The sequence below is a fragment of the Pseudomonas sp. IPO3749 genome, from assembly GCF_013386605.1.
GTDB lineage: Bacteria > Pseudomonadota > Gammaproteobacteria > Pseudomonadales > Pseudomonadaceae > Aquipseudomonas > Aquipseudomonas azotoformans_A.
The window spans coordinates 1-14,731 of sequence record NZ_JACARN010000010.1; the positions used below are offsets into that span (position 1 = coordinate 1).

A 14,731-nucleotide genomic window follows, 5' to 3' on the forward strand; every position below is an offset into this window, starting at 1 on the left:
GCTGGCTTGGCGGCTGGTTTTGCAGCAGCGGTTTTAGCAGCTGGCTTGGCGGCTGGTTTTGCAGCAGCGGTTTTAGCAGCTGGCTTGGCAACCGCTTTAGCAGGTGTACGAGCACCCAGCACTTTAGCCACAGCTTCTTTCACACGACCAACGCCCTGGGCCAGCTTCAGGCTTTCCTGGGCATCTTTTTTCAGTTGGGAAATGTAGGCGCGGGTTTCAGCTTGGCGATCCTTGAGGGCGTCCAGCAGGTCCTCAAGCTCTTTGACAGCGTCTTTGGCTTTGGCTTGTGCCTTGGCCTTGCCGGCAGTGGCGGCGTCTTGCAGTTTGGTGCGAGATTTGTGCAGCTTCTCTTGCGCTTTACCGCGTTGTTTTTCCAGCTTGGCGAGCAGTTTTTCTGCATCGGCCAGAGCTTGGGAACAAGCGCTTTCCAGATGTTCGAGCAAGCTGCCCGAGAGTTGTTGGAGTAAATGCAACGGGGTATTAACAGGCTTCTGTTTGGCCGACATGGTTTACCTCCTGGCTGACGTGGGTGCGGCTCATACTAGCCCTCTGCTCTTACCGCCGCTAGGGCATGTTGACAGTATCGTTTGCCTTGCGTTGCACCGTGTGAAAATTCTTATCGATATAACGAAAATACGCGGCACTTTTTACCCTTTCACACTGGCATAATCCGTCGCACTTTCGGCGGGAGAATGCCCATGTCGCGTTACCTTTTTCTTGTGCTGGGCTTGGCAATTTCGGTGGCCAATGCGAGCGATCAATCGTCGGCGAAAACCGTTGACCAGAATCAGCATGACCTCGCCTACAGCCTGGGCGCCAGCCTCGGCGAACGCCTGCGCCAGGAGGTTCCCGACCTGCAGATCCAGGCGCTGATCGATGGTCTCAAGCAAGCGTATCAAGGCAAACCCTTGGCGCTGGACAACGCCCGCATCGAACAGATTCTCGCCCTGCACGAAGCACAAAACGACGTCGACGCGCAGGCCCCTCAAAGCGAAAAAGCCCTCGCGGCCGAACAACAATTCCTGAGCAAGGAAAAAGCGGTAAAAGGCGTGCGCGAATTGGCGGATGGAATCCTGCTCACCGAACTCACTCCCGGCACCGGTGAAAAACCCAAAGCCAGCGACCAGGTCCAAGTGAAATACGTGGGGCGGCTACCCGATGGGACGGTGTTCGACCAGAGCACACAACCACAATGGTTTCGTCTGAACAGTGTGATCAGCGGCTGGAGCAGCGCCTTGCAACAGATGCCGGTGGGAGCAAAATGGCGCCTGGTGATTCCATCGGCCCAGGCCTATGGCGCCGATGGCGCCGGCGAATTGATTGCGCCTTATACGCCACTGGTGTTCGAGATCGAATTGCTCGGCACGCGCCCTTGAGACAATAAAAAACGGTGCGTCATGCGCACCGTTTTTTGTATATCGCTATCGAGGATCAAGCCTGGGTAGCAGACTCTTCCTTGTGAGCGTTGTGCAGCACTTCGATCAAGCAGTCTTCCAGCTCGAATCGTTCGTGCAGCAACGCGCCCAATTCTTTGAATTTATCTGCCACGCAATTACCGGCATCACACAGGTCGGTGAACTCAAGCAGCTTTTCGGTGATGACATCGATGCGCGGGTAAAGGGTCTCAGCCAAATCCAGGCCACGCTGATCGTCGAAGGCTTCCGCCTCCTTGGTCAGTTGCTCGTAGACGCCGAAATGGCCGGCTGACACGTAGTCCACCAACACACCGCAGAAGTCCTGCAACGGTTCACGGTTCTGCGCCAGTGCCTCGGGCTTGGCGCCGAGCGCATCAAAGGCCCGAACCAGTTCGTGACGTGCCTTCAGCCAGCTGTCGATCAGCTTGTGCACACCACCCCAGCGTTCCTGAGCATTCTGACAACTTTCCAGCATGATGATCTCTCTTCCCTATAGGGGCGCTGCTGCCTGGTGCCCGCGCAACACTTCAAGGATAAAGCGGCAGCCGGACAAGGCCGCATCTGACAAACGGTTTCAATGACACGTGCGGGCCAGATTATGCCCGCATGACTGTGGCTTCAAGGTACGCAGGAGAGAAAGTTCATACAAGTGTTTAATCCCGTCCTACAAACTGCGACTGGCGTTCAGTGCCTCGTCGGGCGCAGACCATGGCTTAAAAACAGCCGTAAAAATTGGATGACCCCCAGGCTCAACATCCCGACGAAGAACAACAGGCTCCACTCGGGAAGACTCAAATCGAATAGCGTCCAGTTGATCTCCACACAGTCGACAGTGCCTTTGAAGATCAATTGCAAGGCCTGCCAGAACGACAGGGTTTCGATCATGTAGTGCAGGCTGGGCCAACAAGTGGCCGCCTGGTCCGGTGCGGCGTTTTGTAGCAGGACTTGACGCACGGCAGCAATGGCGCCGAGCAGCGCAAAGCCCATGCTTGCGAGCCCGTAGAGGTAGCTCCCAGAGCGCTTGGGGTTATGGAGGGTGGCGACCAGATTGATCAATGCGAAAGCAGCCAGAAATATTCGTTGCACCTGGCATAGGAAGCAAGGGCGCAACGAGACGCCGAACTCGAGGTAAAAGGACGCGCCCAATGTCAGCGCACCTGCCAGGAACGCGAGGAAAAACAGGGAGCGTGAAGGGGCCAAAGACATGCTTTATCCGCATCGCGAAAGATAGGTCGCTACGGTAGAGTAAAGGCCTGACCCCTTTCAATACGTGCCGGAGCAGACGATTCCGCGAGAGGGTAAGGACTTCCCGCCAGAATATGGAAGACATTGCTCCGCAGAGCGTCGGACTTTGCCCACAAACGCGCTAACCCTTCTCCAGTCATGGGTCATCAAGGGTTGGCCGTCAGTGACGCCTGGGCCAACCCCCTGCGTCAAACCCGGGCCGGGACAGGCAACGGTGACGCCAGCAAACGGTTATCCAGCAACCCCAACCCCTCCTGGAACAGCTGGTTACTGCGCTCGGTGTCACCCAGTTGGGCCAACAAGCGCGCCAGCTCGGCACACGCCTCAGGGTTGCGCTGTACCTGAAGACTGCTCTCCAGGTAATCCCTTGCCTTGCCCCATAGGCTGTTTTGCAGACACAGACGGCCCAGCGTCAGTAGCAGACTGGCATCACCTGGATGATCCTTGAGCCAACCTTCGGCAAACTTCAATTGCTTGGCCGGGTCACCGCCCCGCAGCAAGCCGTAGAGCCGGATCAGATGGCTATCGTAGCCGCGCTTGATCGCGCCGCGCAGCACTTCTTCAGCCTTGGTGTCGGCACCCAACTGGCGCAGTTGCTCGGCATAAGCCAGGACCAGTTGCGGCTCCTGGCGCTGGGCGGAAGTGAGTTGCTGCCAGGCTCGCTCAAGGGACTGCAAGCCGGCCTCGCCCTGCTCTTCACGCTGGGCTGCGAGGCTCAGGTTCTCACCCCACGCGCGACGCTCAAGCTCGGCCAATTCACTGGGGGGCAAGACTTTATCCTTACGCAGTTCCGGCAGCAGGCGGATCACCGACGACCAATCACCCCGCTGCTGATGCAGGCGCTGTAATTGACGCAAGACCTGGGCGTTGTGGGGGTGACGTTCGTGCATGGCCTGCAAGGTGGTCAGTGCGCCGTCGGTATCGCCACGGTCCAGTTGCAGTTGCGCATGACTCAGGGCAACCGCCAGCTCAGCCTGGGGCTGACGCTCCAGGGCGCGCTCCAGCAACCCATCGGACTCTTCGTAACGCCCCTGCTCATTTGCCGCACGGGCTGCACCGAGGTAATACAGCAGTGGCTGACGCTCGGCTTCGGCGGCACGATGCAGGTGACGCTCGGCACTGGCCCAGCGGCCCTCGGCGAGGTCCATCTGACCTTGCTCAATTGCAACTTGCACACGCCGGCTGCGGTTACGCCGCGACCACGGGTTGACCACGCCACCAGAGGTGGTGACCAGGCTCAGCAGCACGCGGATCAAGTAGATCGCCAGGCCGATGGCAAACACCGCCACCAGAGTCGCCCACAGGCTCGACTCGTAATGCAGCACGTGAGGGTAGGTAACCAGCACGTAGCCGGTGTGTTTCGAAATGCCCACAGCCAGTGCCAGCGCGATTGCAATCGCCAGCACCAGGATCACATAGAAGCGTTTCATCGGCTCTACTCCTGCTTCGCCGGCGTGGCCGCCGCCTTGGCTTCGTCGGCAGACAAGTGACGACGCTCAAGGTACGCCTGCACGGCAGCGAGGCTGGCGGCCAGGTCCGGCGTCACCACCGACACCGCCTTGGGCTCAAGCTCGGCGATACGCGCCAGCATGGCCTTGCTCTGCGGGTTGTCCTGGTTGAAGTTGTCCTGCAACACGCTGCGCGCCTCGCCCAACGAGCGGCTGTAGACCGCCGACTCACCGTTGAGCGCTGCCCATTGTGCCTGCTCCAGCGCCAGGCTCAGGGCCAGGCGCACTTGGTTCAAACCTTGGCCGGCCAGTAATGGACGGATGTTGTCATCCGGGTTGAAGTCGATGCGGAAGTAGCGGGAAATCTGCTCCCACCATTGGCTCCAACGGCTTTCCGTATCGGTGGTCGGACGCCCGCCGGAAGCCGGCTCGGTGAGCTGATACTCGGGGGCGATAGCCGCCAGCTGCACGACCTGATCACGCAAGGCCGCCAATTGCAGGTACAACCCGGTGCGGTCGGGCTGCTCGGTGCTGCGCAGCGCGGCAAGGCTCTTGGCCAATTGTTCACGCGCGGCGTAGGAACCCGGATCACTTTGCTCGCGAAGAATCTCATCGGCACCCTGGACCAATGCCTGGGCGCTGTTGATATCCTGCAGGGCAGAAAGGCGCAGGCTCGCCAGCCGAATCAAGTGCTCCGCCTCGGCCAGGCGCCAGTCTTTGCGGCTGGATCCCAACACGGTTTCCAGGCGTTGGCTCAAGCGCTGCTGATCACCCTGCAATTGGGTTACCAGGCGACGGCGCTCCTCCAGCTCATCCGCAGCCGGCAACTGCGCCAGCCGCGCCACCAGTTGTTGCTGGCTTTGCTTGAGGGACTGGGATTGATCATCGAGGGTCTGCACCTGGCCCAACTGCTGCTGGCTGCTGGCTTGCAACGCGCGGACCTGCCAGATCCCCCAACCGCCGGCGGCAACACCCGCAGCGCCGAGCAGCAGGGCGACAATTGCCAGGCCATTGCCACGGCGCGGCGCGGTGACCGGTGACTCAACCGGCGCATCAAGTGCGGGTTGGGTTTCATCTTTAGGCAAGGCTGTTTCGCTCACGTATCCGTCCTTTGCGTTTCAGAGAGTGGGAACGGGATAGCTCCGTATCGCCACTAACAAAGCCGCGGCACTCGCACCGCGACAATCCACAACTTTTTCTGCGCCAGCGGCCCGCGCCATCTCTAGGACTCGCGGGCTTGGCACGAACAACGGCAGCTGTGCCACCTGGGGCCAATCGGCTCCGGCCAGGGCTTGCAGGTGTAAAAAACCCTGCCCACTGCTGACCACCAGGCCGTTCAAGCGTTCCAACTGGATGCATTGCATCAGTGCACCGGCCTCATAGGCCGGCAGGAAGCGGCGATACAACTCCAAGTAGTCGACACTAGCACCTTGTTCACGCAAACGCTCCGCCAGCAGCTCGCGACCGCCCTCACCGCGCAGGATCAACACCTGGGCATCCGGGCGGGCGATAGCCTCGCGCAACGCGGGCAATTGAAGCAAAGCCTCGCTGTCGTCGCCAGTAGGCGGATACTTAACATTCAGGCCCTGATCGGCCAATACCTGCGCCGTGGCGGCGCCGACACTGAACCACGTCAGCTGCGGCCATGCGCGATCCAGCTGCGCCACGGCAAGGCGTGCCGCAGGCTTGCTGACGACGATCACCGCACAGTAACGCCCCAGGTCATGGAAGACGGCTTGCTGTTCAGGTGTTACGGGGAGCGGCTCAATGTCCAGCAAAGGCAGGCTGCTGCTGAAAATGCCCGCGCCGGACAACGCGGCCGCCAGGGCCATCGACTCCTCGGCAGGCCGCGTCAGCAGCACGCGCCATTCGGTCACTGAGGACCGGCCTCGCCGTAGACTTTTTGCAGGATGGCACCAGCGCCTTTGTCCAGCAGCTCTTCGGCTACCTGGATACCCAAGGCCGTGGCGTCACGCTGCGAACCTCGCACCTCGGCGGTCAGCAGCGTGCCGCCTTCCGGGTCGCCCACCAGGCCACGCAGCCACAGGTTTTCACCTTCGAGCACGGCGTAGCAGGCGATCGGCACCTGGCAACCACCGTTGAGGTGCTTGTTCAGGGCACGCTCGGCCGTGACGCGGACTTCAGTATCGTGGTGATCAAGAGGTTTGAGCAGGGCGTGAATTTCACTGTCGGCGGTGCGGCATTCAATGCCAACCGCGCCCTGGCCGCCGGCTGGCAGGCTGTCCTCGACGCTGATGGCCGAGGTGATGCGGTCTTCGAAGCCCAGGCGAATCAGGCCGGCCGCGGCGAGGATGATCGCGTCATATTCACCGGCATCCAGCTTGGCCAGGCGAGTGTTGACGTTGCCGCGCAGGAAGCGGATCTGCAAGTCCGGACGACGGGTCAGCAGTTGCGCCTGGCGACGCAGGCTGGACGTGCCGACAATGCTGCCCAAAGGCAATTCGTCCAGGGACGCGTAGGTGTTGGAAACAAAGGCATCACGCGGGTCTTCGCGCTCGCAGATGCAAAACAGGCCCAGGCCTTCGGGGAAGTCCATGGGCACGTCTTTCATCGAATGCACGGCGATGTCGGCTTCGTTTTCCAGCAACGCGGTTTCCAGTTCCTTGACGAACAGTCCCTTGCCGCCGATCTTCGACAGTGGCGAGTCGAGCAGCTTGTCGCCGCGACTGACCATGGGCACCAGGGACACGGTCAGGCCAGGGTGGGCCTGTTCCAGGCGTGCTTTGACGTATTCGGCCTGCCACAAGGCCAGGGCGCTTTTACGGGTGGCGATGCGGATTTCGCGAGAGGACATGGATCAATCCGTACTGAATAGATACGGCAGATAATAACAGCTCAGGCAAATACGCTTTGATTTGAATCAGCAAGTGCGGGGCCTCCCTGGCCGCGTCGCACCGGGATATGAATTGCAGGCCTCGCCACAGCCCTCGGGCTAAAGCTGCTGCATCATCTTGCGCACACCGGCCACATGCCGTCGGCTGACGATCAACGCGTCGCCATTAAGGCCTTTCAAGAACAGCTGAAAGTGCCCAAGGGGTGTGCGTTGCAGGCGTTCAATCCGCTCGCGGGCCACCAGCGCATTGCGGTGGATACGCACAAAGCGGTCGCCGAACTCATCCTCAAGCGCCTTGAGGGGCTCATCGAGCAGCACCTCGCCGCCTTGGTGGCGCAGGGTCACGTACTTGTGATCAGCGATAAAATAGACCACCTCGCCCAAGGGGATCAGCTCGATACCTTTGCGGGTGCGTGCGCTGATATGACTGCGCGGCCCGTTGCCACTCTGGGCTGCTGGCTGAGTCAGGGCGGCGAGTTGGACGCGGGTTGGGCGCTCGGCCTTTTTCAGGGCCTTGAGCAATGCCTCGCCAGTCACCGGTTTGGTGATGAAGCTGACGCCGCTGGCTTCCAGCGTCTCCGCGGAAAACTCATCGCCTGCTGCGCAAAACACCACGGCGGGTGGCGACTCTCGCTCGCTCAGTCGGGCGGCAACTTGCAGGCCATCGAGGCCTGGCATACGGATATCGAGCAACACCACATCCGGCTTGAGGCTGTCGATCAGCGTCAAGGCCTCTTCGCCCGTGGTGGCGCTCGGTTCGAGTACTGCGTAACCCTCGAGATCACTGACCAAACGGCTCAGTCGCTCGCGGGCTTGGGGTTCGTCATCAACGATCAGGACATTCATATTGCGCTGGATTCCTGCGTGAGTCTCGCACAAGGATAGCGTAGACAGGTGCGGTGACTTACGTCACAGCGATCCACGCTAAGACTAGCGCGAGCGGCAAAAAGTGCCCTGAGAGTGGCACCCATATTTACCCGGACCTGTTCAATAGCGCCCAAGACCTGCTGCCTTCGGGCATCGTCGTAGGGTTTGCTGATACACAATCCGAATACCCCCCTTTTTAAATGGATAGTCTGGGCTCTGACCGCATCACCCGACTTTGGTGCATTCACACACTATCAGTCCAACTGTAGACGCTCACTGAGACGACATTGCTCAATCGTCAAATATCGTTTCAATAAACCCCTGTACCCAGTCTCGTCCTGGACGCGTCCGGCGGCAAGGCACTTAGCCATCGTTTGCACAAATAAAAATGCCGACGACCCGCAGCACCGCGTCCACGGGCAACCCTGTTATTATCGCCGGCACACTTCCATGCCTCTTTATTAAGCAGATCACGAGCGAATCCATGAGCACCGACAAGACCAACCAGTCCTGGGGCGGCCGCTTCAGTGAACCCGTCGACGCCTTCGTCGCCCGCTTCACCGCCTCCGTCACCTTCGACCAGCGCCTGTACCGCCACGACATCATGGGCTCCATCGCCCACGCGACGATGCTGGCCAAGGTCGGCGTGCTGACCGACGCCGAGCGCGACAGCATCATCGACGGCCTGACCACCATCCGTGGCGAGATCGAAGGCGGCACGTTCGACTGGCGTGTCGATCTGGAAGACGTGCACATGAACATCGAGGCCCGCCTCACCGACCGCATCGGTGTGACCGGCAAGAAGCTGCACACCGGCCGTAGCCGTAACGACCAGGTGGCCACTGATATCCGCCTGTGGCTGCGTGACGAAATCGACCTGATCCTGTCCGAGATCACCCGCCTGCAAAAAGGCCTGCTTGAGCAAGCCGAACGCGAGTCGGACACCATCATGCCGGGCTTCACTCACCTGCAGACCGCACAGCCTGTGACCTTCGGCCACCACCTGCTGGCCTGGTTCGAAATGCTCAGCCGCGACTACGAGCGCCTGGTGGACTGCCGCAAGCGCGCCAACCGCATGCCTCTGGGCAGCGCTGCGCTGGCCGGCACCACCTACCCGATCGACCGCGAGTACACCGCGCAATTGCTGGGCTTCGACGCCGTGGGCGGCAACTCCCTGGATGGCGTGTCGGACCGTGATTTCGCCATCGAATTCTGCGCGGCCGCGAGCATCGCGATGATGCACCTGTCGCGCTTCTCCGAGGAGCTGGTGCTGTGGACCAGCGCGCAATTCCAGTTCATCGACCTGCCGGACCGTTTCTGCACCGGCAGCTCGATCATGCCGCAAAAGAAAAACCCCGACGTGCCCGAACTGGTGCGCGGCAAGAGCGGCCGCGTGTTCGGCGCCTTGATGGGCCTGCTGACCCTGATGAAAGGTCAACCCCTGGCCTACAACAAGGACAACCAGGAAGACAAAGAGCCGTTGTTCGACGCCGCCGACACCCTGCGCGACTCCTTGCGCGCGTTTGCCGACATGATCCCGGCGATCAAACCCAAGCACGCGATCATGCGTGAAGCGGCGCTGCGTGGGTTCTCTACCGCAACCGACCTGGCGGACTATCTGGTGCGCCGTGGCCTGCCGTTCCGTGACTGCCACGAAATCGTCGGCCATGCCGTGAAGTACGGCGTGGACACCGGCAAGGACCTGGCGGAAATGAGCCTGGAAGAACTGCGTCAGTTCAGCGACCAGATCGAGCAGGACGTGTTTGCCGTGCTGACCCTGGAAGGCTCGGTGAATGCCCGTAACCACGTGGGCGGGACTGCGCCGGCGCAGGTGAAGGCCGCCGTCGTACGTGGCCAGGCCCTCCTCGCCAGCCGCTAGACCGCGTTTTTTGCTGCAACGCGGTCAACCCTGTGGGAGCGGGCTTGCTCGCGAAAGCGGAGTGTCAGTCACCTAAAGTACTGACTGATCCACCGCTGTCGCGAGCAAGCCCGCTCCCGCATTTTGAGCTGCGCTCGTCGTGATTATTTTTTTGCTGCAATCATCGCCATAAACGCCGGCATCGCCGCCTCCCTGTCCGCTGCCACCTTCTGCGCATTGGGCATGGCATGCAGCTTGTCCAGCAACGCCTTGGCCTTTGGCATCTCAGCCAGCCAATCCAGCCCAAACAGCTTCTCGCCCACCGCGCAGGCGAGGTTCACGCTGTACATGAAATACAAATCGGCAATTGTGAAGCTCTCCCCAGCGACATAAGGCGCAAACTTGCCGTGCCTGCCCAATGAACCAAAACCCAACAACAATTCGGCCTTGGACTTCTCCTTGATCGCCTCCGGCACCGGCATGCCAAAAAACGCCTCGGCAAAACACGCGCGGGCAGGCAACTCGATGTACAGCTCGATTTCCCGGCACAGCGCCAGCACCTGCGCACGCTGGAAAGGCTCGGCCGGAAGCAGCGCGGGCCCTTCCTGGGTGTGTTCGATGTATTCAAGGATCACGCTGGTTTCGTTGATGAAACCCTGTTTCACGCCCAGCACCGGCACCTTGCCTCGCGGGCTCACCGCCAAGGCCTCCGGGGTTTGGCCCGCGTAAAAAGGCACCTCTTCGAAAGGCAGCCCTTTCTCCAGCAGCGCCAGCTTGACCATGTTGTAGTAGTTGCTGACCGAAAATCCGTAGAGCTTGAGCATTGCAGGTGCCTCCAGGCCGGGAATGGGGTTGGCTGCAACTGTTATAGATCCCGACGCCCGCCCTGACCAGCAGCATCACCTGCCTGAATGGGGGTAGACTGGCGCCCTTTCCTTGAGGAGCCTGCCATGAGCGAGCCGACCGATATCGACAACGACGAAGAAGAATTCGCCGAAACCACCCTGATCGAAGCGATCGAGAACCAGATCGAGAGCGAAAACCCACCGGCCGCCAAGGCCACGTTCAACAAGCTGACCCTGGTCGGCTACGAGCGTGAAGAGATCCTGCAACTGATGGCCCACGTGCTCGCAGTCGAGATCGACGCGCTGCTGGAAGAGGACCGCGCCTTCAATACCGAATGGTATGAAACTGCACTGCGCGCCCTGCCGGAATTGCCGCCCGAAAAGCAATAAATCCAACACGCGGCAACACACTGGACAGTTCGGCAAAGTGCGTTCACCTTATGGCCTGCTAGCCTCTAATAAATTCTTAGAAAGTCTGGAGTCCTTATGTCGTATACCCCTGAGTTGGTTGCCGAACTGGAAATCCTTGTACTCTTCCCCTTGGACAGCACCAAAGAAGGTCTGAAAGTCCACCAGACCGCCGCGCCTACTGCCATCGCCGCCGCTAAACGCCTCCACGCGAAAGGGCTTATCGACCAGCCGGACGGGGGCTACCTGACCAGCCTTGGCCGGGACGCCGCAGAGCAGGCCCAGACCCTGCTGACTATCTTGACCACTGCCACGACCAAAGAAGCCGCCTGATACCGGATACCGCCCATGGAGTCCGCCCTTCGCGGACTCCGAGGGCATTGCTGTTCAAGTGCAAAAATTCTGACGTCAAAAACCATTTCCCTCTAAACCTCCTACGCTACTGGCTGTAAACTCCTACACGGCCGCCCACGTCGGGCCCTGCGAGCCACCGAGTTCGACATGACCCGCACCCATGAAATCCGCCCCGACCTGGACGAAGGCATCGACCGCAAGGTGCTGGCCCAGTTGCGCGCGCGGTTCATGGCCCTCAATGAAGGCCGCATGGCCCGGGCCATCGAGGGACTGACGCCGCGCCAGCAAAGTGTGCTGAACCTGTTGCCGCTGTTTTTTCACGTCAACCATCCGTTGCTGCCGGGCTATGTGTCGGGCAGTACACCAGCAGGCCTGTCGAATTTCGAACCGGACGCCCAAGCCCTCACCGAAGCCCAACGCCTGACGCGCTCGTTCTCCTACAAAGCGCGCCACGGCAACCCGCCGCGACCGATTCACGGGCTGTTCCTGATGGGCAGCCTGGGCACCCTGGCCCAGGCCGACCAGAGCGATATGGATGTGTGGGTGTGTCACGCCCCGGACCTGAGTGAGACCGAGCTGGCCGAGCTGCGCAAAAAGTGCCAGTTGCTGGAAGCCTGGGCTCTGACCATGGGCGCCGAGGCGCACTTCTTTCTGATCGAGCCGACACGCTTTGTGCTCGGAGAGCGCGATACGCAACTGAGCTCCGATGACTGCGGCACCACCCAGCATTACCTGTTGCTGGATGAGTTCTACCGCACCGCCATCTGGCTGGCCGGGCGCACGCCGATCTGGTGGCTGGTGCCGGTGTATGAAGAAACCCGTTATGCCGAGTTCACCCATACACTGATTTCCAAGCGGTTTATCCGCGCCGACGAAACCCTCGACCTGGGCCACCTGGCGCGCATTCCCCCCGGCGAATTCATTGGCGCCGGGCTGTGGCAACTGTTCAAGGGCATTGAGTCGCCCTACAAATCCGTGCTCAAGCTGCTGCTGACCGAGGTCTACGCCAGCGAACACCCGAACGTGCATTGCTTGAGCCTGCGCTTCAAGCGCGCGGTGTTCGCCAACCAGATGGATCTGGATGAGCTGGACCCGTACATCGTGGTGTACCGCCGCATCGAGGAATACCTCAAGGCCCGCAACGAGCCCGAGCGCCTGGAACTGGTACGGCGCGCGCTGTACCTGAAGGTCAACCGCAAGCTCAGCGCCGGCCAGCGCACCACCAGCTGGCAGCGCCTACTGCTGGAGCGCCTGGCCCATGAATGGGGCTGGGACCAGCGCCAATTGGCATTGCTCGACAGCCGTAGCCAATGGAAAGTGCGCCAGGTCGCTTCCGAGCGCCGGGCCTTGGTGAGCGAGCTCAACTACAGTTACCGCTTCCTGACCCAATTCGCCCGCACCGAACAGACCGTCAGCCTGATCAACAAACGCGACCTCAATGTGCTGGGCCGGCGCCTGTACGCCGCCTTTGAACGCAAAGCCGGCAAAGTCGAGTTCATCAACCCTGGCATCGCCCCGGACCTGGCCGAAGACACCCTGACCCTGGTGCAATCGCCCAATCGCAAGGAGCCGGGCCAGCACCACTGGGGCCTGTACAACGGCAACCTTACAGCGCTGGAATGGGAACACTTCGCGCCGATCAAACGCAGCCGCGACTTGCTGGAGATGCTGACCTGGTGCCATCGCAACGGCGTGATCGACAGCAGCACGCGCCTGGCGCTGCATCCCGGCACCAGCGACATGACCGAATTCGAGCTGTTCAACCTGCTGGGCAGCCTGCAACAAACCATCGCCCTGCCCCTGGCCAGCGTGGATGAAGAGCGCCTGCTGCGCTCGGCCGTGCCGGAGGATGTGTTGCTGCTGATCAACGTGGGCGTCGACCCGCTCAAGCATCACCGCGACCTGAATATCCTGATGACCACCGAGCGCACCGACTCCCTGAGTTACGCTGGTGTACGCGACAACCTGGTGCTGACCCTGGACCAGGTCACGCTCAACAGCTGGAACGAAGTGATGGTCAGCCGCTACGACGGCCCCCACGCGCTTCTCGACTGCCTGCGCGACTACCTCAACCAGTTGCCGTCGGACCACCTGCCACGCCTGCGGGTGCGCTGTTTCTGTCACAACCGTGCGCAATTCATTGCCCAGCGCGTGGAAGAAATCTTCGACACCGCGCAGAACCTGCTGCTCGGCCAGGGCAATCACCGCTATTTGCTCCAGGTGCAGCAGCACTATCACGTCATGGAGTTGATGCCGGGCCAGGCCAACCATGTATCGCTGGCGACCCAGGATGCGCTGATCGCCTACCTCAGCGAAGAATTGGCCAGCTACAGCCCGTTGCACCTGGATGCCATGGCCCTGGAAGACCACGACCTGGCGTTGCTGCTGCCGATGGGCATGGCCGATTGCGTGCAGGTGTTCTACCGGGTCAACGAAGGCTTCGCCGAGTTGTATGTGCTGGATGAATTCAACGCGCTCTGGCAGCAGCGCCTGCCGTTTCACGATGAACAGAGTCTGTTGGCGCCGTTGCAGCGTTTCTTGCAGTCGATCATTTATCGCCGGGACGCGCTGTCGCCGCTGGACCCGCAAGAACCGCTGGGCGCGGTGCAGGTCCTGTATTACCAGCTATTGCCGTCAGGCAGCGGTCGCGCGCGCGGCATCGAACCTCGACCCGCACCGCTGAACCCGGCGAACAAACCGTTTTACGACGTGCAGGCGATTATCGGCAAGGCCGCACCGGGCCAGGTGGGCATTACCTTGTACTGCAATCAGCGGGAGTTTTCCGAACTGGAGTTCGGCGACCAACTGTTTGCAGTGGTCGCCCAGGAAATCGTCGGGCAACGCCAGGAGACCGAGCGTTACCGCTGCTACATCACCGATCTGGACTTGTCCGGCCTGCTCGGCGATGTGCAAAGCCCGAGCAACCTGTACCTGCGTTACAAGGCCGAGCTGGAGCTGTCGCTCAATATGGCATTGAGCGAAATTTAAAGGGGGAAGGCGCCGCCGTCTTTAGGCTGGCCTTCAACACTGAGCAACTCCAGCTTGAGGGTCTTGCCGCCCGGTGCGGGCCAATCGATGTGCTGGCCAACCTGCAAACCGAGCAAGGCGCTGCCCACGGGCGCCAGGATCGAGATCTTGCCTTCGTCCGCATTGGCGTCTTTCGGGTAGACCAGCGTCAGGTGGTAGTCCTTGCCACTGCTTTGCTCACGGCAATGCACGCTGGAGTTCATGGTCACGACACCCGCAGGCACTTCATCGTGGCCAACCACGTCTTCGGCGCGGTCGAGTTCGGCTTGCAACGCTTCGACGCCGGGAGATTCGTCGCCCAGGCGGTCGATCAGTTGCTCCAGACGCTGCACGTCAAGACGGGTGAGGATGATGGACGGTGCGGTGGTCATGATTCAGGCAGACTCCTTTTTTCTGCACAAAAAAGCAAA

Annotated in this window: 15 protein-coding genes; 5 read left to right on the top strand and 10 right to left on the bottom strand. The window is 60.8% G+C overall.

The features are described 5' to 3' along the window. Positions 1–506, bottom strand: a 506-nt coding sequence (locus HX812_RS03905; protein WP_218643585.1) for an AlgP family protein, incomplete at its 3' end; no start/stop codon positions are given. A 192-nt stretch (positions 507–698) separates the two neighbouring features. On the opposite strand from HX812_RS03905, the gene HX812_RS03910 reads away from it, so the two are divergent. Continuing rightward, the gene (locus HX812_RS03910; RefSeq protein WP_038843568.1) at positions 699–1,376 is read left to right on the top strand and encodes an FKBP-type peptidyl-prolyl cis-trans isomerase; all 678 of its coding nucleotides are present in this window, start codon (positions 699–701) and stop codon (positions 1,374–1,376) included. A 55-nt stretch (positions 1,377–1,431) separates the two neighbouring features. On the opposite strand, the gene HX812_RS03915 is transcribed toward HX812_RS03910, so the two are convergent. The 7 genes from HX812_RS03915 to HX812_RS03940 form a co-directional block, all read right to left on the bottom strand. After that, positions 1,432–1,890, bottom strand: coding sequence for an Rsd/AlgQ family anti-sigma factor (locus HX812_RS03915; protein WP_016975860.1), 459 nt, complete (start codon positions 1,888–1,890; stop codon positions 1,432–1,434). A gap of 209 nt (positions 1,891–2,099) precedes the next feature. Continuing rightward, on the bottom strand, positions 2,100–2,621 hold the full coding sequence (locus HX812_RS03920) for a disulfide bond formation protein B (RefSeq protein ID WP_038843566.1): 522 nt from the start codon (positions 2,619–2,621) through the stop codon (positions 2,100–2,102). A 227-nt stretch (positions 2,622–2,848) separates the two neighbouring features. Next, a complete protein-coding gene (locus HX812_RS03925; protein ID WP_038843563.1) occupies positions 2,849–4,090 on the bottom strand; it encodes a heme biosynthesis protein HemY in 1,242 nt (413 codons plus the stop codon). Positions 4,091–4,095: 5 nt separating this feature from the next. Next, the gene (locus HX812_RS32070; protein WP_038843562.1) at positions 4,096–5,208 is read right to left on the bottom strand and encodes a uroporphyrinogen-III C-methyltransferase; all 1,113 of its coding nucleotides are present in this window, start codon (positions 5,206–5,208) and stop codon (positions 4,096–4,098) included. Between the two features lie 18 nt (positions 5,209–5,226). Next, the gene (locus HX812_RS32075; RefSeq protein WP_038843560.1) at positions 5,227–5,985 is read right to left on the bottom strand and encodes a uroporphyrinogen-III synthase; all 759 of its coding nucleotides are present in this window, start codon (positions 5,983–5,985) and stop codon (positions 5,227–5,229) included. After that, positions 5,982–6,923, bottom strand: coding sequence for a hydroxymethylbilane synthase (hemC, locus tag HX812_RS03935; protein ID WP_038843558.1), 942 nt, complete (start codon positions 6,921–6,923; stop codon positions 5,982–5,984). The genes HX812_RS32075 and hemC overlap by 4 nt, the downstream gene beginning before the upstream one ends. Before the next feature lie 138 nt (positions 6,924–7,061). Continuing rightward, positions 7,062–7,808 carry a LytTR family DNA-binding domain-containing protein gene (locus tag HX812_RS03940; protein WP_038843557.1) on the bottom strand — a complete coding sequence of 249 codons (747 nt, stop codon included), beginning with the start codon at positions 7,806–7,808 and terminating at the stop codon, positions 7,062–7,064. A gap of 505 nt (positions 7,809–8,313) precedes the next feature. Between HX812_RS03940 and argH the strand changes: the two genes are divergently transcribed. Next, the gene (gene argH, locus HX812_RS03945; protein WP_038843556.1) at positions 8,314–9,708 is read left to right on the top strand and encodes an argininosuccinate lyase; all 1,395 of its coding nucleotides are present in this window, start codon (positions 8,314–8,316) and stop codon (positions 9,706–9,708) included. Positions 9,709–9,851: 143 nt separating this feature from the next. On the opposite strand, the gene HX812_RS03950 is transcribed toward argH, so the two are convergent. Beyond that, positions 9,852–10,511, bottom strand: a complete 660-nt coding sequence (locus HX812_RS03950; RefSeq protein WP_038843555.1) for a glutathione S-transferase family protein — start codon at positions 10,509–10,511, stop codon at positions 9,852–9,854. A gap of 126 nt (positions 10,512–10,637) precedes the next feature. On the opposite strand from HX812_RS03950, the gene HX812_RS03955 reads away from it, so the two are divergent. From HX812_RS03955 to HX812_RS03965, 3 genes are all read left to right on the top strand, one after another. After that, positions 10,638–10,922: a hypothetical protein gene (locus tag HX812_RS03955; RefSeq protein WP_010207441.1), complete on the top strand. Its 285-nt coding sequence runs from the start codon at positions 10,638–10,640 to the stop codon at positions 10,920–10,922. 96 nt (positions 10,923–11,018) lie between these two features. Further along, the gene (locus HX812_RS03960; protein WP_010207442.1) at positions 11,019–11,273 is read left to right on the top strand and encodes a TIGR02647 family protein; all 255 of its coding nucleotides are present in this window, start codon (positions 11,019–11,021) and stop codon (positions 11,271–11,273) included. Between the two features lie 168 nt (positions 11,274–11,441). Beyond that, positions 11,442–14,282 carry a class I adenylate cyclase gene (locus HX812_RS03965; protein WP_038843553.1) on the top strand — a complete coding sequence of 947 codons (2,841 nt, stop codon included), beginning with the start codon at positions 11,442–11,444 and terminating at the stop codon, positions 14,280–14,282. Here the strand turns inward: HX812_RS03965 and rnk are convergent. Beyond that, a complete protein-coding gene (rnk, locus tag HX812_RS03970) occupies positions 14,279–14,692 on the bottom strand; it encodes a nucleoside diphosphate kinase regulator (protein WP_033897502.1) in 414 nt (137 codons plus the stop codon). The two genes, HX812_RS03965 and rnk, sit on opposite strands and share 4 nt — an antisense overlap. Positions 14,693–14,731: the final 39 nt, after the last annotated feature.

Excerpts from the sequence above, each read along its gene's own strand:
- HX812_RS03910 (WP_038843568.1), top strand. The coding sequence starts at position 699 with ATGTCGCGTTACCTTTTTCTTGTGCTGGGCTTGGCAATTTCGGTGGCC.
- HX812_RS03915 (WP_016975860.1), bottom strand. The coding sequence starts at position 1,890 with ATGCTGGAAAGTTGTCAGAATGCTCAGGAACGCTGGGGTGGTGTGCAC.
- HX812_RS03920 (WP_038843566.1), bottom strand. The coding sequence starts at position 2,621 with ATGTCTTTGGCCCCTTCACGCTCCCTGTTTTTCCTCGCGTTCCTGGCA.
- HX812_RS03925 (WP_038843563.1), bottom strand. The coding sequence starts at position 4,090 with ATGAAACGCTTCTATGTGATCCTGGTGCTGGCGATTGCAATCGCGCTG.
- hemC (WP_038843558.1), bottom strand. The coding sequence starts at position 6,923 with ATGTCCTCTCGCGAAATCCGCATCGCCACCCGTAAAAGCGCCCTGGCC.
- HX812_RS03940 (WP_038843557.1), bottom strand. The coding sequence starts at position 7,808 with ATGAATGTCCTGATCGTTGATGACGAACCCCAAGCCCGCGAGCGACTG.
- argH (WP_038843556.1), top strand. The coding sequence starts at position 8,314 with ATGAGCACCGACAAGACCAACCAGTCCTGGGGCGGCCGCTTCAGTGAA.
- HX812_RS03950 (WP_038843555.1), bottom strand. The coding sequence starts at position 10,511 with ATGCTCAAGCTCTACGGATTTTCGGTCAGCAACTACTACAACATGGTC.
- HX812_RS03955 (WP_010207441.1), top strand. The coding sequence starts at position 10,638 with ATGAGCGAGCCGACCGATATCGACAACGACGAAGAAGAATTCGCCGAA.
- HX812_RS03960 (WP_010207442.1), top strand. The coding sequence starts at position 11,019 with ATGTCGTATACCCCTGAGTTGGTTGCCGAACTGGAAATCCTTGTACTC.
- HX812_RS03965 (WP_038843553.1), top strand. The coding sequence starts at position 11,442 with ATGACCCGCACCCATGAAATCCGCCCCGACCTGGACGAAGGCATCGAC.
- rnk (WP_033897502.1), bottom strand. The coding sequence starts at position 14,692 with ATGACCACCGCACCGTCCATCATCCTCACCCGTCTTGACGTGCAGCGT.